General features: G+C 54.7%; 20 protein-coding genes and 1 riboswitch. Of the genes, 17 read left to right on the forward strand and 3 right to left on the reverse strand.

Features of this window, described 5'->3' with window-relative positions; translation table 11 throughout:
• Positions 1-11: 11 nt before the first annotated feature.
• The 8 genes from AC07OI_RS18035 to AC07OI_RS18070 all read left to right on the forward strand — a co-directional run bounded on the left by AC07OI_RS18035 (position 12) and on the right by AC07OI_RS18070 (position 6,778).
• Complete coding sequence (locus tag AC07OI_RS18035; protein ID WP_495258145.1) at positions 12-1,124, forward strand: hemin-degrading factor; 1,113 nt, start codon at positions 12-14, stop codon at positions 1,122-1,124.
• Complete coding sequence (locus AC07OI_RS18040) at positions 1,112-2,047, forward strand: heme/hemin ABC transporter substrate-binding protein (protein WP_495258146.1); 936 nt, start codon at positions 1,112-1,114, stop codon at positions 2,045-2,047. The genes AC07OI_RS18035 and AC07OI_RS18040 overlap by 13 nt, the downstream gene beginning before the upstream one ends.
• Entirely contained in the window at positions 2,044-3,129 is a 1,086-nt protein-coding gene (locus AC07OI_RS18045) for a FecCD family ABC transporter permease (RefSeq protein WP_495258147.1), read from the forward strand. The genes AC07OI_RS18040 and AC07OI_RS18045 overlap by 4 nt, the downstream gene beginning before the upstream one ends.
• A 15-nt stretch (positions 3,130-3,144) precedes the next feature.
• Complete coding sequence (locus AC07OI_RS18050) at positions 3,145-3,960, forward strand: ATP-binding cassette domain-containing protein (RefSeq protein ID WP_495258148.1); 816 nt, start codon at positions 3,145-3,147, stop codon at positions 3,958-3,960.
• A gap of 31 nt (positions 3,961-3,991) precedes the next feature.
• Complete coding sequence (locus AC07OI_RS18055; protein WP_495258149.1) at positions 3,992-4,375, forward strand: VOC family protein; 384 nt, start codon at positions 3,992-3,994, stop codon at positions 4,373-4,375.
• Positions 4,368-5,201: a ChaN family lipoprotein gene (locus tag AC07OI_RS18060; RefSeq protein ID WP_495258150.1), complete on the forward strand. Its 834-nt coding sequence runs from the start codon at positions 4,368-4,370 to the stop codon at positions 5,199-5,201. Before AC07OI_RS18055 ends, AC07OI_RS18060 begins: the two co-directional genes overlap by 8 nt.
• Before the next feature lie 19 nt (positions 5,202-5,220).
• Positions 5,221-5,493, forward strand: coding sequence for a hypothetical protein (locus AC07OI_RS18065; protein WP_495258151.1), 273 nt, complete (start codon positions 5,221-5,223; stop codon positions 5,491-5,493).
• A 61-nt stretch (positions 5,494-5,554) separates the two neighbouring features.
• Entirely contained in the window at positions 5,555-6,778 is a 1,224-nt protein-coding gene (locus AC07OI_RS18070; protein ID WP_495258152.1) for a DUF2325 domain-containing protein, read from the forward strand.
• 142 nt (positions 6,779-6,920) lie between these two features.
• Here AC07OI_RS18070 and AC07OI_RS18075 read toward each other — a convergent pair whose 3' ends face one another.
• Complete coding sequence (locus tag AC07OI_RS18075; RefSeq protein WP_495258153.1) at positions 6,921-7,937, reverse strand: DUF5694 domain-containing protein; 1,017 nt, start codon at positions 7,935-7,937, stop codon at positions 6,921-6,923.
• A 312-nt stretch (positions 7,938-8,249) separates the two neighbouring features.
• Entirely contained in the window at positions 8,250-9,173 is a 924-nt protein-coding gene (locus AC07OI_RS18080; protein ID WP_495258428.1) for a LysR family transcriptional regulator, read from the reverse strand.
• A 200-nt stretch (positions 9,174-9,373) separates the two neighbouring features.
• Here AC07OI_RS18080 and metE point away from each other — a divergent pair, with 200 nt between their 5' ends.
• From metE to AC07OI_RS18100, 4 genes are all read left to right on the forward strand, one after another.
• The gene (gene metE / locus AC07OI_RS18085; RefSeq protein ID WP_495258154.1) at positions 9,374-11,674 is read left to right on the forward strand and encodes a 5-methyltetrahydropteroyltriglutamate--homocysteine S-methyltransferase; all 2,301 of its coding nucleotides are present in this window, start codon (positions 9,374-9,376) and stop codon (positions 11,672-11,674) included.
• A gap of 94 nt (positions 11,675-11,768) precedes the next feature.
• A complete protein-coding gene (locus AC07OI_RS18090) occupies positions 11,769-13,265 on the forward strand; it encodes a complex I 51 kDa subunit family protein (protein WP_495258155.1) in 1,497 nt (498 codons plus the stop codon).
• Positions 13,247-15,925, forward strand: coding sequence for a formate dehydrogenase subunit alpha (gene fdhF / locus AC07OI_RS18095; RefSeq protein ID WP_495258156.1), 2,679 nt, complete (start codon positions 13,247-13,249; stop codon positions 15,923-15,925). The genes AC07OI_RS18090 and fdhF overlap by 19 nt, the downstream gene beginning before the upstream one ends.
• 286 nt (positions 15,926-16,211) lie before the next feature.
• Entirely contained in the window at positions 16,212-17,081 is an 870-nt protein-coding gene (locus AC07OI_RS18100; RefSeq protein ID WP_495258157.1) for a hypothetical protein, read from the forward strand.
• Positions 17,082-18,142: 1,061 nt separating this feature from the next.
• Here AC07OI_RS18100 and AC07OI_RS18105 read toward each other — a convergent pair.
• Entirely contained in the window at positions 18,143-18,526 is a 384-nt protein-coding gene (locus tag AC07OI_RS18105; protein WP_495258158.1) for a phage tail protein, read from the reverse strand.
• A 694-nt stretch (positions 18,527-19,220) separates the two neighbouring features.
• Positions 19,221-19,399: riboswitch (cobalamin riboswitch) on the forward strand.
• Between the two features lie 283 nt (positions 19,400-19,682).
• Between AC07OI_RS18105 and AC07OI_RS18110 the strand changes: the two genes are divergently transcribed.
• The 5 genes from AC07OI_RS18110 (at position 19,683) to mmsB (ending at position 25,378) form a co-directional block, all read left to right on the forward strand.
• Positions 19,683-21,194, forward strand: a complete 1,512-nt coding sequence (locus tag AC07OI_RS18110; RefSeq protein ID WP_495258159.1) for a CoA-acylating methylmalonate-semialdehyde dehydrogenase — start codon at positions 19,683-19,685, stop codon at positions 21,192-21,194.
• 12 nt (positions 21,195-21,206) lie between these two features.
• Entirely contained in the window at positions 21,207-22,367 is a 1,161-nt protein-coding gene (locus AC07OI_RS18115; protein ID WP_495258160.1) for an acyl-CoA dehydrogenase family protein, read from the forward strand.
• A complete protein-coding gene (locus AC07OI_RS18120) occupies positions 22,364-23,164 on the forward strand; it encodes an enoyl-CoA hydratase (protein ID WP_495258161.1) in 801 nt (266 codons plus the stop codon). The genes AC07OI_RS18115 and AC07OI_RS18120 overlap by 4 nt, the downstream gene beginning before the upstream one ends.
• A complete protein-coding gene (locus tag AC07OI_RS18125) occupies positions 23,161-24,360 on the forward strand; it encodes an enoyl-CoA hydratase/isomerase family protein (RefSeq protein ID WP_495258162.1) in 1,200 nt (399 codons plus the stop codon). Before AC07OI_RS18120 ends, AC07OI_RS18125 begins: the two co-directional genes overlap by 4 nt.
• A gap of 118 nt (positions 24,361-24,478) precedes the next feature.
• Entirely contained in the window at positions 24,479-25,378 is a 900-nt protein-coding gene (gene mmsB, locus AC07OI_RS18130; protein ID WP_495258163.1) for a 3-hydroxyisobutyrate dehydrogenase, read from the forward strand.
• Positions 25,379-25,411: the final 33 nt, after the last annotated feature.

A 25,411-nucleotide genomic window follows, 5' to 3' on the forward strand; every position in this document is an offset into this window, starting at 1 on the left:
AAGGATTCGTCATGCCAGCCCAATATTTGACCCCGCAGCAAAATGCTCATGTACGTGAACAGTTCGCCAGCATGCGCCGCGAAAAAAAAGCCAGACATCGTGACATCGCCGAAACCCTGGAGATCAGTGAAGGCGAGCTGATCGCCGCCCACGCAGGCACCGCAGCCATAGAAAGCAACTGCCTGCTGCGTGCCACCTGCCTGCGCGCAGAATGGCCAGAAATTATCGCCGCAGTAGAAAGCCTGGGCGAAGTCATGGCCCTGACACGCAACCCTTCCTGCGTTCATGAAAAAACTGGCACCTACAGTAAAATCAGCCACAACCACCATATCGGCCTGGTGCTGGCAGGTGAAATCGACTTGCGGATTTTTTATCAGCAATGGGCGTTTGGTTTTGCCGTTACAGAGCAAACAGGAAGCGGTGAAGAGCGCAGCGAGCAAAAAAGCCTGCAATTCTATGATGCCACCGGCACTGCCATCCACAAGATTTTCATCAAGCCACAAAGCAATGTAGAAGCATATGAAGCCCTGGCCGCCAGCTTTGCTGCAGTTGAACAGCAAACCGGTATACAAACCAAAGATGCCGCAGAAAAACTGCTGGAACTGGCTGACAAGGACATCGATGTCACCGGCTTCCGCCAGGCCTGGGCATCCTTGCGTGACACCCATGACTTCTTTGGTCTCATGAAAAAATTTGCCGTGACACGCACCCAGGCATTGCGTCTGGCTGATGCCCAGTTTGTCCAGCAAATTGATGTCAGCAGCTGCCAGGACCTGTTGCAGGCAGCCGCTGCTGAAGCCGTGCCTATCATGGTATTTACTGGCAATGCCGGCATGATACAAATCCATTCCGGCCCGGTCAGCAAGATTGCCAAAATGGGACCATGGGTGAATGTACTCGACCCACGCTTCAACCTGCACCTGCGTGAAGACCATATCGCCAGTGCATGGGTCGTCAAAAAACCAACCACGGATGGCCTCGTCACTTCACTGGAATTGTTTGATGCGGATGGCGAAACCATCGCCATGTTCTTTGGTGAACGCAAACCCGGTAAGCCAGAACTTTGCGAATGGCGCGCACTGATCGATAACCTCTTGTCAGAAAGCCAGACATGCGCAGCATAAGCCCACAAATCCAGCACAATCGCCTGCGCAGGCAGGCTTTGATGCAACTGGCGGGTTTGGCGGGTTTGGCTTCCTCCAGCCTGTTGCCATCCTTTGCACAAGCCGCAACCGGCAAAGGCAAGCAACGCATCATCGCCGTAGGCGGAGCAATCACCGAGATCATCTTCGCCCTCAATGCCAGTAATGACCTGGTCGCCGTCGATACCACCTCCAACTTCCCTGAGAGTGTGCAAAAACTACCTGATGTCGGTTATGCCCGCGCCCTGTCGGCAGAAGGTGTACTGGCCCTGGCTCCCACCCAGATCATCGCCAGCGAAGATGCAGGCCCGCCTGCCGTGATACGCCAGTTGACATCCTCCGGTATCCCGCTGGCGGTCTTGCCTGCGCATCACAAGTTTGAAGGCGTGCTTGACCGCATCAAGCAGATTGGTGAACTGACTGGTACGCAAGCCCAGGCCGCTACCCTGATGCAAAGCCTGCAGCAGGAATGGACCAGGGTCCGCACACCGATAGAGCAGCGCAAGGGCAAGGGCCCGAAAGCCGTATTCATCCTCGCTCATGCTCCTAACCAGATCATGGTGGCAGGTCGTGAAACCGCTGCCCATGCCGTGCTTGAATATGCAGGTGCCAGCAATGCCCTGACCGCGACTAATGGCAGCAGCGGTTTCAGTGGTTACAAGCCTTTGACACCAGAAGCCATGATCGCAGCCCAGCCCGACATCATCGTCGTGACTGACCAGGGTCTGAAAGCCTCGGGCGGCATAGAGTCTGTGCTGAAATTGCCGGGTGTAGAACAAACACCGGCAGGCCGCAAGCGCCGCGTGCTGTCACAAGAAGCCATGCTCATGCTGGGCTTTGGGCCACGTCTGCCATCGGCGATCAGCCAGCTGGACAGCGCCATCATCAAGGCCATGCAGGCATGAAAGCCTCAGTAGTCGTGTCTGGTGAATTGCCACAAAGTTCGCCGCAAAAACTTTTGCAAGGCGGCAGGCCTGGCCTGCTGCTGGTGCTGGGTATTTCCCTGATTGCCGCTCTTCTGTTGAGTGCGCAATTCGGTGCCGTGCCTGTCAAATTGCAAGACTGGCTGACACTGCTTGATTTCAGCGGCGACCAGACTTTGGCAGGCAGCAGCTATGTCTTGTGGAATATTCGCCTGCCACGTGCCCTGTTTGCCGTGCTGGTCGGTGCTGCGCTCGGCATGTCAGGTGCATTGACACAAGGCCTGTTCCGCAACCCGCTGGCAGATCCCAATTTGCTGGGCATTACTGCAGGCGCGGCGGCGGCTGCGGGTTTGAGTATCGTTGTCCTGTCAGGCATGCACTTGCCTATCCCCATGTCCTGGCGCATGTGGATCTTGCCTGTCACTGCATTCAGCGGTGCGCTGCTGGTTTGTTTTGCACTTGATCGCGTGGCACGCTGGATTTCACCCGGTTCCATCGTTGGCCTGCTATTGACTGGCATTGCCCTCAATGCACTGGGTGCCGCCGTGCTGGGCCTGTGTACTTATCTGGCGACGGACGAACAATTGCGCAACCTGAGTTTCTGGACCCTGGGTTCCCTGGCAGGTGCCAGCTGGCTGGCTGCTGGCTTGTTGCTGGCATTACTATTGCCAGCCTGGTGGTGGGTCAGACGCATGATCAGCGCAATGAATGCCCTGGCACTGGGCGAAGCTGCGGCTGCCCATGTCGGCATCGATGTGCGCCGCCTGCGCACTCAGGTCATCGTCCTGGTCGCTGTACTGACCGGGTTTGCGGTAGCCTGGTGCGGCATGATCGGCTTCATTAGCCTGGTGGCACCGCATCTGGTGCGCACCATGGGCGGGCCAGATCAAAGACAGGTGATACCACGCTCCATGCTCATGGGTGGTTTGCTCTTGCTGCTAGCCGACACCGTGGCGCGCTGCATCGCCATTCCGGCTGAAGTGCCAGTGGGTATTTTCACCGCCCTGCTGGGCAGCCCTTTCTTCCTGATCCTGCTGCGTAATGCACGTGGTCGCTTAGCCTGAAGCGTTTACACAATCATGTTAATGAAAACCACCACACAACAGGATTTTCTCCAGCTGGACGCCGTCTGCGCCAGGCTGGGCAAGAAAGACTTTGGGCCTTTCAGCCTGAGCATAGCCAAAGCAGAAAAAGTCGCCATACTCGGCCCCAGCGGCGCAGGCAAATCCACGCTGCTGAAACTGCTGTCCCGTGAATTGAAAACCAGCAGCGGCAACATCGCTTTCCAGTCACGCCCTCTGGCAAGCTGGTCCTTGATGGAACTCAGCCGCCTGCGCGCCGTCCTGCCACAAAACAGCGATGTTGCCTTTGGCCTGGAGACTGATCTGGTCATCAGCCTGGGCCGTGTCAGCCGTGCGCATGACCCTGAACTGTCCAACATCGTCAGACAAGCAGCGGCCATGGCCCATGCAGCCCATTTACTGGGCCGTCGCTTTGACAGCCTCTCTGGCGGCGAACAGGCACGCATACAACTGGCACGCATCTTTGCACAACTGTGGGACCAGCGCGATGGCCTGATACTCGTCGATGAACCTCTGGCAGCACTCGACCCCGGCCTGCAATTTGACCTGCTCGCCAGCCTCGAAGAATATGCGACCGAACGCCAGCATGCCATCGTCGCCATCCTGCATGACATCAACCATGCGATGCAGGCTTTCGGGCGTCTGCTGTTAGTCAAGAATGGCCAGCTCGTTGCTGATATCGCCAGCAACCGCGAAGCAGTGCCAGCGCTGGAAGACTTATACGATATCGCCCTGACTTGCATGCATAATGAAGAAGGTGATTTACTGGTCACCCCCTTGCGCGCTTCGTCACGCGCCAGGAAAAGCGCATAGCAATTCACAACATATTTGAATGAGAGAGATCATGCAAAAACTGAAGATGCAAGAAATCAAGGCCTTTGTGCCTGCCAAAAATTTTGAAACTTCCCTGACTTTTTACCAGGACCTGGGATTTGAACTTGTCTTCAGCAATGACGGCTATGCCCATCTCAAATATGAACAATGCAGCTTCATGCTGCAAGAGTTCTATGTCGCTGATCATACCAATAATTTCATGATGCATATCCTGGTGGACGATGCCGCAGTCTGGCACCAGTTCATCGTCTCATCCGGCATTGCAGAAAAATACCAGGTACGCCTGACCGCTATTGTGGAACAGCCTTATGGCATGCGCGACTTTACCCTGACTGACCCCAGTGGCGTCTTGTGGTTCTTTGGTGAAGAAATGGATACATGTAGCAATGCGTAATTTAATTCTACTCACAGGCTTGGCCACGGCCAGCCTTTTATCAGCATGCGCGACCCAGGCTGAAAAGCCAATCAGTGGCAGCAAGATATTGCTATTGGGCGAAGTCCACGACAATCCTGATGGACATGCGCAACGCTATGCCGACCTGAAAAAAATGGTCGTCACAGGCTGGCACCCCGCCATCGCCATGGAACAGTTCGACCGCGAAAACCAGGCCGAACTTACCCAGGCTCAGGCAAGCTGTACAGATGCAGACTGCATCATCAGCAAGCTCGGCAACAAGCGCTGGGAATGGCCGCACTACCGCCCCGTCATCCAGCTTGCCATCGATTACAAGCTGCCGCTGTTGGCTGCCAACCTGTCCCGCGCCGATGCCGCCCGTGTCATGCGTGAAGGCTATGCTGCCGTGCTCGACAAGAACACCATCACCAGCTACAAACTTGACCAGCCTTTGCCCGCCGTGGTAGTCGATGGCCAGCGTGCTGCAATGGAAAGCGGCCATTGCGGCAAGATGCCGGACAATATCGTCCCCAGTATGGTCAGGGCCCAAGTTGCGCGTGATGTTGTGATGGCCAAGATCGTCACTGAAAACGCCGACCGCGGCGTCGTCCTGCTGGCTGGCAATGGCCACGTCAGGCGTGATCTCGGTGTACCGGTATGGCTACCAGCAAACCAGCGAACCAGCCTGCAAGTCCACGGCTATGTAGAAATATCGGCTGAAACTGCAGCAGAAAAAAACGGCATGTATGACAGCATCCATGTCGTCAAGGCCCACACCCGTGCTGACCCGTGCGCCAGCATTCCTGCACCCAAGGCGACATCTTAATCCACACTCAGAGGAACACATGAAACATCAGCCATCAACCAACGCTTGCCAGCACCTCGGTCTGGCCTCAAGCAAAGTAGGCGAAGTCATGATCTGCCCGGAATGCGGGGTAGTTCACCTGTCTTTGAACCATGTTTCCCTGCGCTTTGATGTCGAGGCCTTCCGTGTCCTCGCCTATATGCTGGCAGAAGCGCAGTTGAACATAGAAAGCTATGAAGCCCGCCTGCCCAAAACCCCGGAAGCGCCTCACGTCACCGGCTTTGAAATAGCACCGGGTAAAAAAATGCATTAAGCAAATCATCAAGCAAGTTTATGCAACATCACCTGGTCAGAAGTATCAAGAGGATTACCGTATGTGTGAACATGACAAACATAGTATTGCATTAACACCAGAAGCCACGCCAGCGGGTTCACGCCGTCGCCGTATCTGGGATTTGACGCATGAATGCCATTGCCCCGTCGTCGGTGTCTGCATACCACTGACGACCTTGCGACGCATCGTCAACAAGGCCATGAATGGCCAGGCCATTGCAGAAGATTATGAGATACATGTCGGCGCAATCTCTGAATGTGGTCGCCGCAACCGCCTCTCAGAAGCCATACAGCAAGAGCTGGAACAGCGCTATGCCCGCACCGTACAAGAGTTTCGCACGGCAAAAACAGTTGAAGCCGTCACCCGTCTGTGGCTGGCCGCCATCGACAAGGGTGATGTTGCCGGCGCATTCTGGGCCGCACTGACACACCCGCGTTGCGACGCTGACCTGCAAGATGGCTTATGCCGCGACATGCACATGCTGCAGCACCAGGCTGGTGCCAGCGTGCGTATAGACATAAACCGCTTCAATGCACTGCTAGAACAAAACAAATTACTGACCCGTGAACTCGGTCGCGTGCAGGAAAGGCATAACCGCGCCCTGTCAGAAAAAACCCGCGAAATCGAAAAGCAAAACACCCAGTTGATACAACTGCGTGCAGAAAACATAGGCAAGGACAGTAGCATCCATTTCCTCAGTTGCGACATCGCCGCCCTCAAGGCAGAAGTGCCTGAGTTGGAAACCCGCCAGCGCCTGCTCAAGAAAATCGAACAAATGGCTGAGCGCCAGGTTGAAACAGAAAACCAGGTGCGCGAGCTAAAGCAAAAACTGGCAGAAGCGACCAAAACCGCCGCCGACATGCATGAACAGGCAACCGAGCAAAGCAGGCAACAGCCAGAAGAAAAAGTCTATCCCATCACCCTGCACCTGAAACAAAAAACTGTGCTCTGTGTAGGTGGCCGCAGCGGCAATGTACCCACCTACCGCGACCTCATAGAACGTATAGGCGGCCGCTTCGCCCACCATGACGGCGGCCTCGAAGACAACCAGAGCCTGCTTGACGCCAGCCTTGCGGCAGCCGACCTCGTCATCTGCCAGACAGGCTGCATCAGCCACACCGCCTACTGGCGCGTCAAGGATTTCTGCAAACGCACAGGCAAACGCTGCGTCTTCGTAGAAAACCCCAGCGTCTCATCGCTGGCACGCGGGCTGGAAAAATTCTCGGAAGATGAAGCCGCAAATACAGAAATGGTCAGTCAATAAAATACGCGCCCCCTTCTGTAGGAGCGGCTTCAGTCGCGAACAGCAATTGCAGCAAAGCCAGTACCACACATGGCCCATGCAACAAAGCATTCGCGGCTAAAGCCACTCCTGCGAATAGCCAACACCAACAATAGTGAGCACCTCACTTCAGTACATCTAACGCATTCACAATATCCACCCCCTGCAGTTGTCCCAGCCAACTATCAAACCAGGGTTTGTGGGAGACACCTACGACAGACAAAACACGGGCACCAGGACGCTCGCGGAAAGTTTCACGAATATTGGCGACCATGCGCAAATTGCGGACCTCCCAGCCTGCTACCCATATCTGCGGATAGCCTTCTGCTGACTTGGCGCGCATAGCAGGGATCACATTGGCTTCGGCATAAATGCGCAAACCTTCAGGTTCACTGATATATCGGTATAAGGGCAAAAGATCTGATGCTTGCGACAGTTCCTCCTGGCGTTTTCTTCGTACATTCATAGCCGCATTGCCTGCTGCCCATGCCGACTCTATGGAACGTACAAAGGCTTTGATGTCTGGCACATCAATACGGTCACCAGTATGATTATCCACCGCATGAACACGCTGCAAACCCAGACGTGCGGCCAGGCGGGCAGCGATCTGATAGTTTTCGTCCTTGCGCTTTCCGGTCTGCATGAGTTTATCCACCAACACCTCATTCAAACCATCGCCTGCGCGGCGCTCAGCTTCTGGCAATTGCAGCCATTGCACATAGGCAGACGCCGTGTCATACGATGCCATGAACAAGGCAGCCAGACGACGACGCTGCGCCGCCGTGACCATTGATTGTTGCGGCCACGCCTTGAGCATCTTGTCTGCTTCGGCCATCGCCGCTGGTGCATCCAGTCCGGTAGCCAGCCTGGCCACTTCGACTGATGCGCAATAGTCGGCACCGTACCTGGCAACATGACGGGCAACCATATCGCACTCTTCACCTGGCTCGGTTTCTATCGTAATAATCTCCGGCTTGAATTTCGCCAGCTTATCGAGCACACCGTCCAGCGATGCAGGATTGAAACTGGCTGGCATGCTTCTCAAATGCACAGTCCCCAACACCAGAACTTGCGCGCGAGGCCCGGTCATACCACGATCCAGCACAGTCAGATCAATTTGCGCCTGTGCCAGGACAGGCATAGTTAGGCTTGCAAGAAAAATCCAATTTACCCATCTCCTCATACCATGTCTCCAATGTAATAAATCCCGTGAATGTAAGGGATGCTGGATGCACGAACAAGAAGAAGCGGACAGGATGCAGTTATCGCTGCATGGAATGCAAAAACCAAAGAATGAAGTGAAGCTTTACTTCATGGCGTCAGCTTGAGTTACCACCTTTAAGGTGCGAAAAAATATTGAAGTATTCCGTGGCGTCCTCTCCAAAATGAATAGATAAAATCGAGAACCGTCATCCCAGATGAACTTTGACACAGCCTCTCACTCGCATCACATTCAAATCAACTCTATACTCTGCAAATTCAAATAACTACTCTCCCGTATCGTCGTCACAAAATCGCTGAGATAAGCCTTGGCAGACAAATCCGGGAGGCAGGCGGCATACAATCTGCCAGTCAAACCATCTTTAGTGATGCGCTTGGGCAGTACATAATCGCGGTTCACATAATTTTGTGCTGCCCACACCGGCAAGGTGGCAATGCCGCGCTTGCTGGCGACCAGTTGCAGCATGGCGACTGTCAGTTCAGTCGTGCGTCTGGCAGTATCCACGCCTGCTGGCTTCAGGACCTGGCGCACCACATCGAGCATGTCGTCGGGCACAGGATAGGTAATCAGGGTATCAGTCGCAAAGTCCTGCGCCACCAGATAATCACGCTTGGCCAGCGCATGGTCCTTGGCAATCAAAGCGACAATCTCAAAACGGAACAAGGGATGATAAGCCACGCTTTCATCCGCATCCATTTCCGACACGATGGCGACATCAGCCTTGTGGCTGTACAGCAGCCCTACGGGATCAGCCTGGAAGCCGGAAACGATGTCCAGCTCCACCTCAGGCCAGCGCTGGCGGAACAAATCCATGGCGGGCATGAGCCAGTCAAAGCAGGTATGGCATTCCACCGCAATACGCAACTGCCCCGCTACACCCTGTGCCAGACGTGCCAGATCGCGCTCACAATTGGCGACTTGTGGCAAGACGCTGTCGGCCAGTTGCAGCAGGCGCTCGCCCGCTGGCGTGAAGCGTATAGGCGTGGTCTTGCGCTCGAACAGTGGCGTGCCATGATGTTCTTCCAGCAACTTGATCTGGTGTGACAGGGCAGACTGGGTGACATTCAGCAAGACCGCTGCCCGCAATAAATTGCCGGATTCACGCAGGGCATGCAGGGTTTTCAGGTGGCGTAGCTCTAGGATCGATTGCATTATGAATGAAATTCAAGTTAATTCTTAAAATATGTCGTTTGAATCATAATCAATTCTAACCGATCATACTAAAACCTGTAGGACTTACGCGAAATTGTCCCAGCAAGGCGTCAGCGACGAAGACAGTACTTTAGTACGGCTAGGAGCTGCAACGCAGTTGGGGCGGTTTTGCGTAAGTCCTACCTATGATTGGAGAATAACAAATGACTATCGCCCACACCCTTGGCTTCCCTCGCATTGGCGCACAAAGAGAATTGAAATTTGCACAAGAATCCTTCTGGCGCGGCGACATCACCGAAGCCACCCTGCGTGAAACCGGCAGCGACCTGCGCACCCGCCATTGGGGTTTGCAAAAGCAGGCAGGCCTGGATTTCGTCAGCGTTGGCGACTTTGCCTGGTATGACCAAGTCTTGAACACGCTGGCCCTGCTGGGTGCCCTGCCCCGCCGTTTTGGCTTTGATGCCAAACAACTGACGCTGGCAGACTACTACGTCGCCGCCCGTGGCACCCCCCAGCATTTTGCGATGGAAATGACCAAATGGTTTGACACCAACTACCATTACCTCGTACCAGAATGGACGGCAGACAGCAGCTTTGATGGCGGCACAGACTGGCTGTTTGAAGAACTGGCACAAGCCCAGTCCTTGGGCCATGCAAGCAAAGCCACCTTGATCGGCCCCCTGACCTTGCTCTACCTCGGCAAAATCAAGAGTGGCCTGACACATAAACTGGATTTGCTGCCCAGGATCATCCCCGCCTATCAGCGCCTGCTGGCACGCCTGCAAGAACAAGGGGTGGAATGGGTACAGATAGACGAACCTATCCTGGCCCTAGATCTCGACAACGCCTGGCTGGATGCCTTTATACTGTCCTACAATGCCCTGGCGCAAAATACGCCCAAGGTTTTGTTATCGACTTATTTTGAATCAGTACAAGACCGCGCTACCCTGTTGCATGCCCTACCCATCGCTGGCCTGCACCTGGACCTGGTACGCGCACCACAGCAATTGACCACCATGCTGGCCAGCTGGCCGCAAGATCGCGTCTTGTCTGCCGGTGTGATTGATGGTCGCAATATCTGGCGTGCCGACTTGAGCAGCTTGCTGGCCGACTTGCAAGCCGTCCACGCACAACTCGGCGACAAGCTGTGGCTGGCCCCAAGCTGTTCATTGCTGCACGTGCCAGTTGACCTCGCTGCAGAAACCGCACTTGATGCAGAAACCCTGAGCTGGCTGGCCTTTGCCAAACAAAAACTCGATGAAGTCGTCGCCCTAAAACAAGCCCTGAATGGCAATGCAGATAAAGTCGCGCATCAATTCACAGCCGCCGACCAGGCCATCGCCAGCCGCCGCAAATCGGTACGCATCCACAACCCCATCGTACAAAAACGCCTGGCCGCCATCACCGAGCAGGATGTCACCCGCCACAATACTTTCAAGCAGCGCATAGGTCAGCAACAGCAACGCTTTGCCCTGCCACTGTTCCCCACAACCAGCATAGGTTCCTTCCCGCAAACCAGGACCATACGCCAGGTCCGCGCCACCTATAAGCGTGGTGATTTGTCGCACCTCGAATACCTCGAAGCCATGCGCGCAGAAATCCGTCTCGTCGTTGAGCAACAAGAAAAGCTCGACATCGACGTACTGGTCCATGGCGAACCAGAACGCAATGACATGGTCGAATATTTCGGCGAACAACTCTGGGGCTATGGCTTCACCCTGAATGGCTGGGTACAAAGTTATGGCTCACGCTGCGTCAAACCGCCATTCATCTATGGCGACGTGTACAGGCCAGAAGCCATGACAGTCAGCTGGAGCGAATACGCCCAGAGCCTCACCAGCAAACCCATGAAAGGCATGCTCACCGGCCCTGTCACCATGCTGCAATGGTCCTTCGTGCGCGACGACCAGCCACGCTCCACCACCGCCCTGCAAATCGCCCTGGCCCTGCGTGATGAAGTTGCCGATCTCGAAAAAGCCGGCATAGGCATGATACAAATAGATGAACCCGCCTTCCGCGAAGGCCTGCCATTGAAACAGCAAGACTGGTCCGCCTACCTCGACTGGGCAGTGCGCGCCTTCAAACTGAGTTCAGCCGTCGTCAGGGATGATACGCAAATCCATACCCACATGTGCTATTCAGAATTCAACGACATCCTGCCCTGGATCGCCGCCATGGATGCCGACGTCATCACCATAGAAACCTCACGCTCAAACATGGAACTGCTGGACGGCTTCGGCGAATTCGCCTACCCCAACGACATCGGCCCTGGCGTCTACGACATCCACTCGCCACGCGTACCCAAAGTCAGCGAAATGCAAAGGCTGCTACAAAAAGCCCGCAGCGTACTCCCCGACGCCCGCCTCTGGGTCAACCCTGACTGCGGCCTCAAAACCCGCGACTGGCCAGAGACGATAGCTGCGCTGGAAAACATGGTGCAGGCGGCCAAGTTGCTGCGAGCGACTGTGGCAGTGGATGATGAGGAGCATCAGGGTTGTTGTTGATAAGGCTGCCAGCCATGTTAAAACTGGTATTTCTTGATGCACCTCAATTGACAATGCTGGCAACCATGCCATATTGAAAGCTGGCATAGGCGCTATGCCCGTACAGCGTTTCATATTGGCTTATATGGACCACATCCTTGCACGGCTTGCCAGCGATAGTTTTTATCACTTATCCCATACGTCCCTGACAGGCAGTCGTTGTCAGGGGCTGGCCTGCTTTGCCGCGAAGCGGCAAGACCCGGCGGGATGGGAACTTGCATGCCATAGCAGTCCCACTGTGTATTGCCTGGGCCAGTGCTATCGTGGCCCGGCACGGCAAGGTGAAGATGCACTTCCCCATATTGCCAGCCATGCCCGCGCATCAGTCTTGCTAGGTAATGTCGCCAGAGCAGCGGTGCTTGATCTGGACGAGTATTGCAGTACAGGTGGCGGACAGGCATTGCGCCAGGTCTTGCACATGGATAGCGCCGCAGTCATACAGCAGATTACTACTTCAGGCTTGCGTGGCCGTGGTGGTGCCGCCTTTTCTACTGGCCTGAAATGGCAATCGCTGGCAGAGCAAGAAGCTGACTGCAAATACCTCGTCGCCAATGCTGATGAAGGTGATCCCGGCAGCTTCAGCGACCGCCTGCTGATGGAAAGAGACCCCTACCGCCTGATAGAAGCCATGCTCATTGCTGGCGTCACCGTTGGCGCCAGCCTCGGTTACATCTACCTGCGTCGTGAATACGAGCAAGCAGCAAGCATCTTGCAGTCGGCAATAGCACAGGCGCGGGCGGAGGGCTGGCTGGGCCAGCATGTACTCGGCAGTGCACATGCGTTTGACATCAGTCTTGTCATCGGCAAAGGCAGTTACCTGTGCGGTGAAGAAACCGCCATGCTCAATGCCATCGAAGACAGGCGACCAGAAGCCAGATTGCGCCCACCGCAAATCACCGAACTGGGTTTATACAACAAACCCACGCTGGTTAATAATGTCGAAACCCTGTGCGCCATACCCTGGATCATCACCCATGGTGCTGCCGCATATGCAGCTTTGGGTACGCCAGAAAGCCCGGGCACCAAGCTCTTGTCACTCAACTCCGTCTTCAAGCGGCCTGGCCTGTATGAAGTCGAATTTGGCATCAGCCTGCGTGATATCGTCGACAAGCTCGGCCTGGGCCTGCAGCAAGGCCAGCTCAAGGGCCTGATGATAGGCGGCCCACTGGCGGGCTTGATACCGTCGCAATTGCTTGATACCCCGCTCGCCTATCAAAGCCTGCAGCAAATTGGCGGCGCGGTCGGCCATGGCGGCGTCATCGCCTTTGATGACAGTTGCAGCGTTGCCGAACTGGTGGCGCAAGTATTTCGCTTTGGCGCATTTGAATCCTGCGGTAAATGCACGCCCTGCCATCACGGCGCAGCAGAAATCACCAGCCACTTTGACGACATACTGCAAGGTGGACACTGGAATGCAAGTCGCTGGCAAGCCCTGGTAACAGCCCTTGCCGACGCCAGCCTGTGCGGCCACGGGCGCGGTCTGGCAGAATTTGCCCAGTCAATTCAACGCCACTACCATGCGGAGTTGCAGACATGCTTCACATCAGCATAAATGGCCAGGCATGCACAGTGGCAGAAGGCAGCAGCCTCCTGCAAGCCTTGCGCGATCATGGTTGCCAGCCACCTCACCCCTGCCATGACGACAGACTCAAACCCATAGGTGCATGCAGGCTATGCCTGGTCGAAGTCGAAGGGCAAGCCCGCCCCGTCCCCAGTTGTGCCACCGCAGTCACTGATGGCATGGTCGTGCATACAGCTACAGCTCGCCTGCAGTCGCTGCTGCATACCAACCTGTCGTTACTGGCAGATAGTTATCCTGCCACGGCAGTGAGTGAACAGGCTGAACACCCCTTTCATCAATTGCTGAAGCAAAACAGCGTAAGCGCTGGCAGCGAGCATCATGCCCCGATTTTCAAGGATGACAGCCATCCCTATCTGGGCATAGCGATGGAGAGATGTATCAATTGCCAGCGCTGCGTGCGTATCTGTGATGAAGTACAGGGACAATTTGTCTGGAAAGTCTGGGGCAAAGGCGAGCAAACCCATATCGCCCCGGCAGATGGCAAAAGCCTGCTCAGCAGCGGCTGCGTCTCTTGTGGTGCCTGCGCCGACACCTGCCCCACCGATGCCATTTTTGACAAGCGCAGTGCAGGTCCAGTCGATCACTGGACCAAAACCACCTGCGTCTATTGCGGCGTCGGTTGCCAGATGGAAGTCGCCAGCCACGACAACAAAGTTGTCGCCATCAAACCGGCAAACAGCCCTGTCAATCATGGCCACCTGTGCGTCAAGGGGCGCTATGCCTACGACTTTACCCATTCACCAGAACGCGTCACGCTACCCATGCTGCGCAGGGGCAGTGACTGGTATACGGTTTCATGGGAAGAAGCGCTGGCCTTCACCGCCAGCCGCCTGCAAGAACTGCGCAACAAGTACGGCGCAGACAGCCTGGGCGTATTAGGCTCAGCCCGCGCCACCAATGAAGAAAACTACCTCGCACAAAAATTCGCGCGAGTGGTGCTGGGCACCAACAATGTCGATTGCTGCGCCCGGGTTTGCCATCAGCCGTCTGCCAAAGCCCTGAAGACCATGCTGGGCACGGGTGCGGCGACCAATTCATTTGATGACATAGAACACAGCAGCCTGTTCATGCTATGCGGTTGCAACCCGACAGAAAACCACCCCATCGTCGGCGCACGCATTAAGCAAGCGGTGCGCGCCGGGGCTGGCCTCATCGTCATCGATCCGCGCCGTACCGAGCTGGCAGCCTGTGCCGATATACATCTTGCTCTGCGCCCTGGTACCAACGTGCTGCTGTTCAATGCCATGGCCGCCACCCTGCTGGAAGAGGGTTTGCAGGATGATGATTACATCGCCAGGCGCGTTGATGGCCTGCCAGACTTCCGCAGTTTCATCACTGCCTACTCTCCGGAACAGGTCGCCAGCCAATGCGGTGTCAAGGCAGACGACATACGCCGCGCTGCCCGCATGTATGCGCATGCCAAACCCGCCATGTGTTTTCATGGCCTGGGCATGACAGAACACCTGCAAGGCACGCAAGGCGTCATGAGCCTGATCAACCTCGCCCTGCTGACTGGCAACCTGGGCAAGCGCGGCAGCGGCATCAACCCCTTGCGCGGGCAAAACAATGTCCAGGGTTCAGCCCAAATGGGTTGTGAACCCGCTTCACTGACAGGCGCGCAAAACCTGGCTGATGCCAAGGTACGCGCCAGCTTTGAACACACTTGGGCCACCAAGCTGCCAACAAGTGCAGGGCTGGATTTACCTGCCATGCTGGCTGCCGCCAGCATGGGCAAGTTCAAGGCCATGTGGGTCATGGGCTATGACATCGCCATGTCCATGCCCAATACCAATCAAACCCTGGCAGCACTGGCGCAACTGGAACTCGTCATCGTGCAAGACCTCTTCCTTAACGAAACCGCCAAGGCGGCGGGCCACGTCTTCTTTCCTGCTGCCAGTGTGTTTGAAAAAGACGGCAGTTTCATGAATGCCGACCGCCGTGTACAAAGAGTCAGGCAAGTCATCAACAGCCCCGGTGAGGCAAAACCAGACTGGCAGATCATTACAGAACTGGCCAGGCACATGGGCCATGAACAGGGCTTCACATTCGATGACCCGCAAACCATCTGGGACGAAGTGCGCAGCGTCTGGCCCGCCAGCGCCGGTCTCAGCTACCAGCGCCTGCAAAACGAAAGCCTGCAATGGCCCTGCCCCGCTAGCCCCGATGACAATCATCCCGGCACCGCCATCCTGCACCAGCAAGGCTTTGGTGTCGGCCCCAAAGCAAGCCTGGCCTGCATCGCCTATCAGCCCACGGCAGAAGTCTGCGATGATCACTACCCCCTGCTACTGACAACCGGGCGTGAGCTATATCACTTCAACGCAGGCACCATGACTTACCGCACCCCCAATGCGCAACTCAAACCCACCGACACCCTGGACATATCCCCCGCCGATGCAAAGCATTTGAACCTTGCAGAAGGCCAGCAAGCCCAGGTCTGCAGCCGCTATGGCACAGCCACCTTGCCAGTGCACATCACAGACAAGATGCAAGCTGGCCAGTTGTTTTGCAGCTTCCACCACGCAGACCTGAACGTCAATGCGCTGACTTCGCCTTATTGCGACAACGTGGTGCATGCGCCGGAATATAAGGTCACGGCGGTGAGGGTTAAAGGGCTGACTGCAAAATAGGTTTTGGAGTTTTCAAGAGGAAAGTCTCCCCCGCTCTGCAAGGACATGTCGCGATTAACTGGACGCGATGTTAATCCCCTCACCCACCATTGTTGGCATTTTATTACGATTCTCTTACGATCATTGGGCACAATGGCCTCACATTCAGTTTACTCAGAAGTTTCTACTTCAATGATGCAACGGAATGTGGGGAAGCAGTGTACGACCTTGTCGACGCTGTCTTCAGATGGATCAATCAGTGCCTGGCACCAGCCGACATGGCACAGCACTTTTCAGGAGAATCAACATGAGCGAATTACCCGTACCAAGCAGCGAATTTCCCAACCTGGCGGCAGCATTCCGCGCAGTGCAAGATGGAGATATCATTGTAGTGACGCAGAGCATGGAAACCGCGTGTGTCGAGATCAGTCATCGCAACTTTAGCCTGATTGGGCGAGGCAGTGAAAGCATTGTATTGACTTTGCGTGAGGCGACGAATTACGGCGTGCTGAAGGTCGAGGACTGCACGCTGAACATCAAGAATATTCACTTCGATGGAGCCAGATTATCGCGCTGTCTTTGGGTCAAATCCAGCAAACTCACATTGACCGACACAAGCCTTACAAAGGGACGCCGCATAAATATGGCTTTTCTGGGCGCATTCGGTGGCGCTGCCGAAATACGTGAATCGCGTGTGGAAATGCATAACTGTACCGTCAGGGACAATCAGATTGAGCAAGAGCACCTGAACGGTACGTACGCCTACGGAGGCGGTATCTATTTCAATGCATGTCAGGTGACGATTTCAGGTACAGAGTTTGAGAAAAATACCATCAAACTCAATGACAATATTGCCGGGATAAGCACATATGGCAATGGCTTGTTTTTTGAAAATGGCAATCTGACCATCAATTCGTCTAAGTTCTTTTACAATACCGCAAACGGATATCGCTGTTTTGGCGGAGGAATTACCTTGAAAGATGTGGAGTCCGCGACAATCGATCATTGCATCTTTGAGGGAAATGCGCTCAATTATCGCACTGATCACGGTAGTGCCCAGGGCACCGCTATTTATGTCGAAGGCAACTGGCAAAATGTTCGACTGATAAACAACAGCCTGATCAATAATTTGCCACACTCTGTTGATCCTGTTTATCCGCGTCAGATGGCAGAGTAGTTGAGAGTCTCCTGTGCATCGAGTTTATCGAGGTTAACGCACGTACCCAGTCGTAAAAAAACCGCAGCGTCAATCCCGGCCACGGCCTGAAGACCCGCGGCCGGACAGGGACGATAGTAGTTCTGGAAAGCATGGTGCAGTCAGCCAAACTTTTGCCAGCGACTGAGACCACGAAGAAAGAACATCAGGACTGTTGTTCGTGGGTTTAAAAAGCTGGTTTGAATTGGCTTACAGGGCACATGTTCACTTTATGGTGGAGATGCGCCTTGTGCTTTATATCTTGCGTATGCGCCATTCGTATATGAATGCTGAATGATGGTATTTGGCGACAAAATACTATGAGCAAATTTCCCAGAACAATCGAAGTACCGGAGTTTATTTCTGACGCATCCAACTGCTCGGTAAACCTCAAATCACGCTTATGCTTTATTAACTTCACTCATTTCGCATCATTGATGACGTTAATCGGGAGGTTCTGGCCACTGCAGTAGATTTGAATCTATCCGCACTCAGCTTAGTGCGGGTACAAACGAGTAAATCTACTGCCGAGCTGAACCGATTTCGAACTGCCTCGGTAATTAAAGGCAAGAACTCATTTCATAAATAGGGTGAGATGCGTTTGCCTCATAACACGGGCGGGCAAGGGTAAAGCAGGGAATTCGTGCAGCATGCTGCACGCCTGCGTACGATGTGCGCTTGCAAGCGCACATGCGCCCTGCAAGGGGACGAGGCAGTCAATAGCGGTGCTATTGATCACGAGTCGAATTATCAAAACCTGTAGACCAGTACGCGTTATGAGGCAAACCCTTAGTGAACTGACGATTTAGGCGCATTGCAGCGCGTAGTGTGCCACCTCGCGCTTGCAAAGGCACCAGCCTTAGCTTCACAGGGTACACCCTTAGGCCTTGCACCGCATCCTAAATAGTCTTGTTCGCACGCATCCTATTTATGAAATGAGTTCTATTTATTTCAACCATTGAAATGACTATATTTTCATAGCTACTACGTGTCTTTCGATGGCTTCTTTTCCGAATTTTTCTGAGTAAAAGAGAAGGTGCAGCCTAAATAATCAAAGGTCCCAAGCGACAGGTATACTTGATGATGTAAGTTTGCCTTTTTGCATCAACAACTGTTGCCTTTTCGCTGTCTATACCAATAAGCTGGTCTGTAGCAATGCCGTGCAAGGATTCGTGACGATAGTCCGGAATCTGGAACTGATCACCTTCACCACCATAAACATAGCGAAGCACGGCGAATAATTCGGGATAATCATGTATCGAGAGCGACCGACCATTGCAAATCATCCAACCCTTGGCTTCAAGTGCTTTAGCCTCTTTGTCGCTGGATGGGTCGTGAACGCCAGCAAAAGCAATCACCAAACCTACCGGGACACCACCAAATTCTGGCAGCTTAAAGAAGGGGTTACTCATGCTCTGTTCTTCCATCGTGCTTTCCTGGTCTTAAGACGTTGAATTGACTAATTCAGCGCATTGATTGATTCGTCCATACAATTTGCCAATTGCCTCTGAAAGAAATGCCAACTGACCAATATTATTCAATAATAAACTAACTTGCATTAACCTTGAATTGTCAATTTCAGGAAAGGGCAATATATGCTCCCCGTACTGTTTCTGCGCTAAATTCCTTTTTAAAAAATTGCTGGCAATGCGCCTCTTTCCGTTGTAGCTACTTATATGGAATCTTGCCAAAACCACGATGGAATGACGGTACAACTATTGCTGGTTATCGACAGATATCTCCTCACATAAAGTACTTCCAACGCAAACCCACGCACAATTACTTCCCCGCACCAATTTCTGCTAGTTTGCCTCACAGCAACAGCCAGCTTTAATCCTTCTGAAGCTGCCTTCTTGAATTTTTTTCACCAATTAACGTTTACGTTAACGTCAATTCTTGTGCTATTCTAAAAATAACAGGTGCACATCCCAATCTCTTGGGCTGTGTTAAACGGGAAAGTGGTCGTCCTGATCGCTGTCACTGCCAAGTGACGGTAGCTATCAAGACCTAAGAACGTGTTTACGATCTGTAGCGAGCATCAGCGGGGTCAGAGCAATATAAAACGCAGCGCAAAAAACGGAATGTACTTCTAGTACATGAGCATTTTGAGCAGCGTATGAACCCCGCATCGATACAAATTGCGCTCGCGCAGCAAAATCGTAAGCATGTTTCAAGCCCCTGCTGCCTCCGCAACGGTAAGCGAGTGTGGTTACATCATCCACGCCACTGGTCATGCATGACTGGGAAGGCGATGTAACAAGACTTGCAAGCCCGGATACCGGCCTGTTGATCGCTGAGAAAAACACTGCGGAAGGCGGTGTTTGGGATAGGGCATGGCGCGCCTCATGGCGGGCGGGTGCTTGTCTTCAACATTGTTTCTTACTGTTTTTCCCAAGGTCTGGTCACGTACGGAAGGTGCGTGGCGGGTGTGCGTCTACACGGCGCATGCTCATGGTCAGGATCGTTGCTGCGGCAGGTTTCTGCTTGCAGTAGTCATCCTGTTTTCAGGCATCAGTGCGGCTGTTGTTGCGGGTCAAACCCGCCGTCTGTCCGTGCGCAATCAGGAAGGTTCAGGAAAGCATCATGGCTACTCTTACCCAGGCTCCCAACGTCAAACTGCTCATCAACGGCGAACTGATAGAATCCAAATCCACGCAATGGCGTAATGTGATCAATCCGGCCACGCAACAGGTGCTGGCCCATGTGCCATTTACTACGCCAGATGAAATGCAGGCCGCAGTCGATGCTGCCAAGGCCGCTTTCAAGACCTGGCGCAAGACAGCGATAGGCACACGTGCCCGTATCTTTTTGAAATACCAGCAACTGATACGTGAAAACATGGCCGAACTGGCTGCGTTGTTGACAGCCGAACAGGGCAAGACCCTGGCAGATGCTGAAGGCGATATCTTCCGTGGTTTGGAAGTGGTCGAGCATGCGGCCAATATCGGCAACCTGCAAATGGGCGAAATCGCCAATAACGTTGCCAGCGGTGTTGACACCTATACCCTGAACCAGCCGCTGGGTGTGTGCGCTGGCATCACCCCTTTCAACTTCCCGGCGATGATACCGCTGTGGATGTTCCCTATGGCGATTGCCTGCGGCAATACCTTCATCCTGAAACCGTCCGAGCAAGACCCCATGGTCACCATGCGTCTGGCTGAGCTGGCCATGCAGGCTGGTGTGCCACCTGGCGTGCTGAATGTGGTGCATGGTGGTGAAGACATCGTCAATGCGATTTGCGACCACCCAGATATCAAGGCCGTGTCCTTCGTAGGCTCCACCCGCGTAGGTACGCATGTCTACAACCGCGCGACACTGGCGGGCAAACGTGCACAGTGCATGATGGGTGCCAAGAACCACGCCATCGTCCTGCCAGATGCAAATAAAGAACAAACCCTGAACAACCTCGCCGGTGCTGCCTTTGGTGCTGCTGGCCAGCGTTGCATGGCATTGTCTGTGGTCATCCTGGTTGGTGAAGCCAACCAGTGGGTGCCAGATTTGCTGGACCGCGCCCGCAGCCTGAAGATCAATGCAGGTGCAGAAGCCAATACGGACATCGGCCCGGTCATTTCCTGCACCGCCAAAGAACGGGTAGAAAGCCTGATCGCGCAAGGTATTGCTGAAGGTGCGACGCTGGTGCTGGATGGCCGCGCGCCGCAAGTGCCAGGCTATGAGCACGGCAACTTCGTCGGCCCTACTGTCTTCACTGGCGTCAAGCCTGGCATGCGTGTATATGAAGAAGAAATCTTTGGCCCGGTATTGTGCATCATGCAGGCAGATACCCTGGCCGACGCCATCGCCATCATCAATGCCAATCCTAACGGCAATGGCACGGCACTGTTCACACAATCTGGCGCTGCTGCTCGCACCTTTGAAGAAGAAATCGACGTAGGCCAGATCGGCATCAACGTGCCCATCCCTGTGCCTGTGCCGCTGTTTTCTTTCACCGGCTCACGCGCATCCAAGCTCGGTGACCTGGGGCCTTACGGCAAGCAAGTCATACAGTTTTACACCCAGACCAAGACGATCACTGCACGCTGGTTCGATGACAGTGTCAGCGCTGGCAAGGTGAATACGACCATTTCGCTCAAGTAAGCGGAGGCCATCATGGACTTCGATCTTAGTGAAGACCAGCGCGCCTACCAGCAATCTGCCCGCAGCTTCGCCGCCCATGAAATGACGGCGCAAGCCGCGCATTGGGATGCCACTTCCCACTTCCCGCTGGACGTTATCGCCCATGCCGGGGAGCTGGGATTTTGCGGGCTGTATGTGCCAGAAGAGCTGGGTGGGCTGGGTCTGACGCGGCTGGATGCAGCAATCATTTTTGAAGAGCTGGCGCGCGCCTGCCCTTCGACCACGGCTTACATCACCATCCACAATATGGCAAGCTGGATGATCGCCAACTGGGGCACGCCAGAGGTACAGCAGGAATGGGTGCCCAGACTGGCCGCAGGCAAGAAACTGGCCTCGTATTGCCTGACCGAAGCCGGCTCAGGCTCTGACGCGGCATCACTGCGCACTAGTGCTCGCCTTGATGGCGACAGCTATATCGTCGACGGTAGCAAAGCCTTTATCTCAGGCGCGGGTGCCACCAATATGCTGGTCGTCATGGCGCGCACTGGCGGCGATGGTGCTGGCGGTATCTCTGCCTTTGCGGTACCAGCAGAATTGCCAGGTATCAGCTACGGCAAGAAAGAAGACAAGATGGGCTGGAACAGCCAACCCACCCGCACTGTGAATTTTGACCAGGTACGCATACCGCGCAGCCACTTGCTGGGTGAAGAAGGCGAAGGCTTTCGCATTGCCATGCGTGGCCTGGATGGTGGCCGCATCAACATCGCCACCTGCTCCATCGGTGCGGCGCAATCGGCACTCAATAGCGCGCAAGCGTATATGAATGAGCGCATGCAGTTCCAGAAAAAACTGTCTGACTTTCAGGTGCTGCAATTCAAACTCGCCGACATGCAAACCGAGCTGGTCGCGGCCCGCCAGATGGTGCGTCTCGCGGCCAGCAAGCTCGACAGCAAGGCTGACAATGCCTCGGTGTATTGCGCCATGGCCAAGCGCCTGGCAACCGACACCGGCTTTGCCGTCTGCAATGAAGCCCTGCAAATCCATGGCGGTTACGGCTATATACGCGAATACCCGCTGGAGCGTTTCCTGCGCGATGTCAGGGTGCACCAGATACTCGAAGGCACGAATGAAATCATGCGCGTCATCGTCGCCCGCCACATGCTAAACCAACCCGCAAGCGAGGAATTTTTATGAGCCACCACAAAAATTATAGTAACTACACCAATCTGCAATGCGAAATCATAGGCCACACTGCCCTGGTGACCCTGGCCAATCCACCCGCCAATACCTGGACTGCTGCGGGTTTGCAGGCATTGACGCAACTCGTCAATGACCTCAATGCCGATGCAGATATCTATAGCCTCGTCATCACAGGCTCAGGCCAGAAATTCTTTTCTGCCGGGGCAGACCTGAAGCTGTTTGCCGATGGCGACAAGGCCGTGGCACTGGACATGGCACGCCGCTTTGGTGAAGCATTTGAAACCCTGAGCCGCTTCCGCGGTGTTTCCATCGCTGCCATCAATGGCTATGCCATGGGTGGAGGCCTGGAATGCGCATTGGCCTGCGATTTGCGCATTGCCGAAACCCAGGCGCAGATGGCCTTGCCAGAAGCTGCAGTCGGCTTGCTGCCCTGCGCTGGCGGCACGCAAAATCTTGCCTGGCTGGTCGGTGAAGGCTGGGCCAAGCGCCTGATACTGTGCGGCGAACGTATCGATGCTGCTACCGCCCTGCGCATAGGCCTGGTAGAAGAAGTCGTCGCCACCGGCGGCGCACTCGACCACGCACTGGCCCTGGCCAAACAGGTAGGCAAACAAAGCCCCAGCAGCGTCAAGGCATGCAAGCAACTCATACAGGGCGCACGCCAGCAACCCATGAACACCGTGCTGCCACAAGAACGCGAAGCCTTCCTGGCCCTGTTTGATACCGCTGATCAAAAAGAAGGCGTCACTGCCTTTTTGGAAAAACGTCCACCCGTGTGGAGGAATGCATGAGCGACGCCCCTGTCCTGTTCCACACCCTGCCTGCCGCCAACGGCATGCAGTTGGGTGTCGCCACCCTCAATTCAGAAAAAACCCTGAATGCCCTCTCCAAAGAGATGGTGCAATTACTGGGCAAGCAATTGCAAGCCTGGGACGAAGACGGCAGCATCGCCATGGTGGTCTTGCAAGCCGCTGGAGAAAAAGCTTTTTGCGCAGGCGGCGACTTGCAAAACCTGTATGCCAGCATGCGCGAACATCATGCATCCGACAAAAAAGACGACTTGCTGGGCAATTCCTATGCCCTGGATTTTTTTGAACAGGAATACCGCCTCGACTATCAAATTCATACTTACCGCAAACCCATATTATGCTGGGGCCACGGCATCGTCATGGGTGGTGGCATAGGCTTGATGGCTGGTGCCAGCCACCGCGTCGTCACAGAAAAATCCCGTCTCGCCATGCCTGAGATTGCGATTGGCCTGTTCCCCGATGTAGGCGGCACCTGGTTCCTGAACCGCATGCCGGGCAAACTGGGTTTGTTCCTGGCACTGACGGGTGCGAACATCAATGCCAGCGATGTCGTATTTGTGAAGCTGGCAGACCTGCAATTGCCACACGAAAGCAAGGCAGAACTACTGGCCCGCCTGCAAGCCTGCGAATGGAGCAGGCAGGCAGACAACAATAACCTGAGCAACCACCTGCGCCTGAGCCATATCCTGCATGAGCAGCAACGCAATGCCAATGTAGTCAGTAGTGCCGGACCTTTGCGTCAGCATTTTGATCTCATCAATCAATTGTGCAGCGCTGCTGACCTGAGCACCATCATCAGCAATATCTGTCAGCTTGATATGAGCGTAGTAAACGACGATGTGTGGCTGCAAAAAGCCGTCACCAGCCTGCAAAAAGGCAGCCCGACCTCTGCCTGGCTGGCGCACGCCTTGCAGGAAAGAGGCAAGCATTTGTCGCTGGCAGAAATCTTCCGCATGGAACTGGTGGCAGCGCTAGCCTGCGCGCAGGGCCATGATTTTGCGGAAGGCATACGGGCATTGATTGTGGACAAGGATCAGAAACCGCAGTGGTTGCCTGATAGCTTGAATGCATTGCAGCCGCAAGATGGTGAGCGATATTTTGCGCGCCTTTGGGACGCAGAGCAGCATCCATTGCGGGATTTGGGTGTGATTGAAAATACTCAAAAAAGAGCTGCGTAAGTATGCAATGAAGCTGCAATTCGTAGGTTGGGCTGATAAACCGTAGCCCAACCTACAAACCCGGCCAAACCTACGCGCCATGCGATATAAAGAACAGACTAAAACTAGGAGATAAACCATGTCAAACCCATCCAAAATCGCCTTCATCGGCCTCGGCAACATGGGCGCACCCATGGCACTTAACCTGCTCAAGGCAGGCTACCCACTCACCGTCTTCGACCTCTCCCCTGTCGCCCTGAAAACGCTGGCAGATGCCGGCGCACTGGCCGCAGGCAACGCAAAGCAAGCCATAGAAGGCGCAGACATTGTCATCAGCATGCTGCCAGCCAGCCGCCATGTAGAAAGCCTCTACCTCGGCGACGACGGCATACTCGCCCACATCGCCAATGGCGCACTGGTCATAGACTGCAGCACCATCGCCCCACAATCTGCCAAGAAAGTCGCACAGGTCGCAGCCTCACGCGGGCTGGCAATGGTCGATGCTCCAGTCTCAGGTGGCACAGCAGGCGCAGCGGCAGGCACACTGACCTTCATCGTTGGCGGCAGTACAGACGATCTCGAACGCGCCCGTCCAGTGCTGAACGCCATGGGCAAGAATATCTTTCACGCTGGTGAACACGGTACCGGGCAAACCGCCAAAATCTGCAATAACATGCTGCTCGGCATACTGATGGCAGGCACGGCTGAAGCACTGGCGCTGGGCGTAGCGAACGGGCTTGATCCCAAAGTCCTGTCCGACATCATGAGCAAAAGCTCAGGCCGCAACTGGGCGCTGGAACTATATAACCCCTACCCCGGCGTCATGGAAACCGCCCCCGCATCACGCGGCTACACCGGCGGCTTTGGAGTAGACCTGATGCTCAAAGACCTGGGCCTGGCAACCGAGGCGGCACTGGGTACCAATTCCAGCATCCCGCTGGGCGAAGTAGTGCGCAACCTGTATGGCATACATAGCAAAGCGGGTGCTGGCGGCAAGGATTTTTCCAGCATACTTGAGTTGTTGAAGAACAAAGAGTAAAAAAGTGATGGGGACGGGTTTCATCAGCAAGAC

Source organism: Undibacterium sp. GW821-FHT07F11, from assembly GCF_059418665.1.

Coding starts and splice junctions, on each gene's coding strand:
- AC07OI_RS18035 (WP_495258145.1), top strand. CDS start 12: ATGCCAGCCCAATATTTGACCCCGCAGCAAAATGCTCATGTACGTGAA.
- AC07OI_RS18040 (WP_495258146.1), top strand. CDS start 1,112: ATGCGCAGCATAAGCCCACAAATCCAGCACAATCGCCTGCGCAGGCAG.
- AC07OI_RS18045 (WP_495258147.1), top strand. CDS start 2,044: ATGAAAGCCTCAGTAGTCGTGTCTGGTGAATTGCCACAAAGTTCGCCG.
- AC07OI_RS18050 (WP_495258148.1), top strand. CDS start 3,145: ATGTTAATGAAAACCACCACACAACAGGATTTTCTCCAGCTGGACGCC.
- AC07OI_RS18055 (WP_495258149.1), top strand. CDS start 3,992: ATGCAAAAACTGAAGATGCAAGAAATCAAGGCCTTTGTGCCTGCCAAA.
- AC07OI_RS18060 (WP_495258150.1), top strand. CDS start 4,368: ATGCGTAATTTAATTCTACTCACAGGCTTGGCCACGGCCAGCCTTTTA.
- AC07OI_RS18065 (WP_495258151.1), top strand. CDS start 5,221: ATGAAACATCAGCCATCAACCAACGCTTGCCAGCACCTCGGTCTGGCC.
- AC07OI_RS18070 (WP_495258152.1), top strand. CDS start 5,555: ATGTGTGAACATGACAAACATAGTATTGCATTAACACCAGAAGCCACG.
- AC07OI_RS18075 (WP_495258153.1), bottom strand. CDS start 7,937: ATGCCTGTCCTGGCACAGGCGCAAATTGATCTGACTGTGCTGGATCGT.
- metE (WP_495258154.1), top strand. CDS start 9,374: ATGACTATCGCCCACACCCTTGGCTTCCCTCGCATTGGCGCACAAAGA.
- AC07OI_RS18090 (WP_495258155.1), top strand. CDS start 11,769: ATGCCCGTACAGCGTTTCATATTGGCTTATATGGACCACATCCTTGCA.
- fdhF (WP_495258156.1), top strand. CDS start 13,247: ATGCTTCACATCAGCATAAATGGCCAGGCATGCACAGTGGCAGAAGGC.
- AC07OI_RS18100 (WP_495258157.1), top strand. CDS start 16,212: ATGAGCGAATTACCCGTACCAAGCAGCGAATTTCCCAACCTGGCGGCA.
- AC07OI_RS18105 (WP_495258158.1), bottom strand. CDS start 18,526: ATGGAAGAACAGAGCATGAGTAACCCCTTCTTTAAGCTGCCAGAATTT.
- AC07OI_RS18110 (WP_495258159.1), top strand. CDS start 19,683: ATGGCTACTCTTACCCAGGCTCCCAACGTCAAACTGCTCATCAACGGC.
- AC07OI_RS18115 (WP_495258160.1), top strand. CDS start 21,207: ATGGACTTCGATCTTAGTGAAGACCAGCGCGCCTACCAGCAATCTGCC.
- AC07OI_RS18120 (WP_495258161.1), top strand. CDS start 22,364: ATGAGCCACCACAAAAATTATAGTAACTACACCAATCTGCAATGCGAA.
- AC07OI_RS18125 (WP_495258162.1), top strand. CDS start 23,161: ATGAGCGACGCCCCTGTCCTGTTCCACACCCTGCCTGCCGCCAACGGC.
- mmsB (WP_495258163.1), top strand. CDS start 24,479: ATGTCAAACCCATCCAAAATCGCCTTCATCGGCCTCGGCAACATGGGC.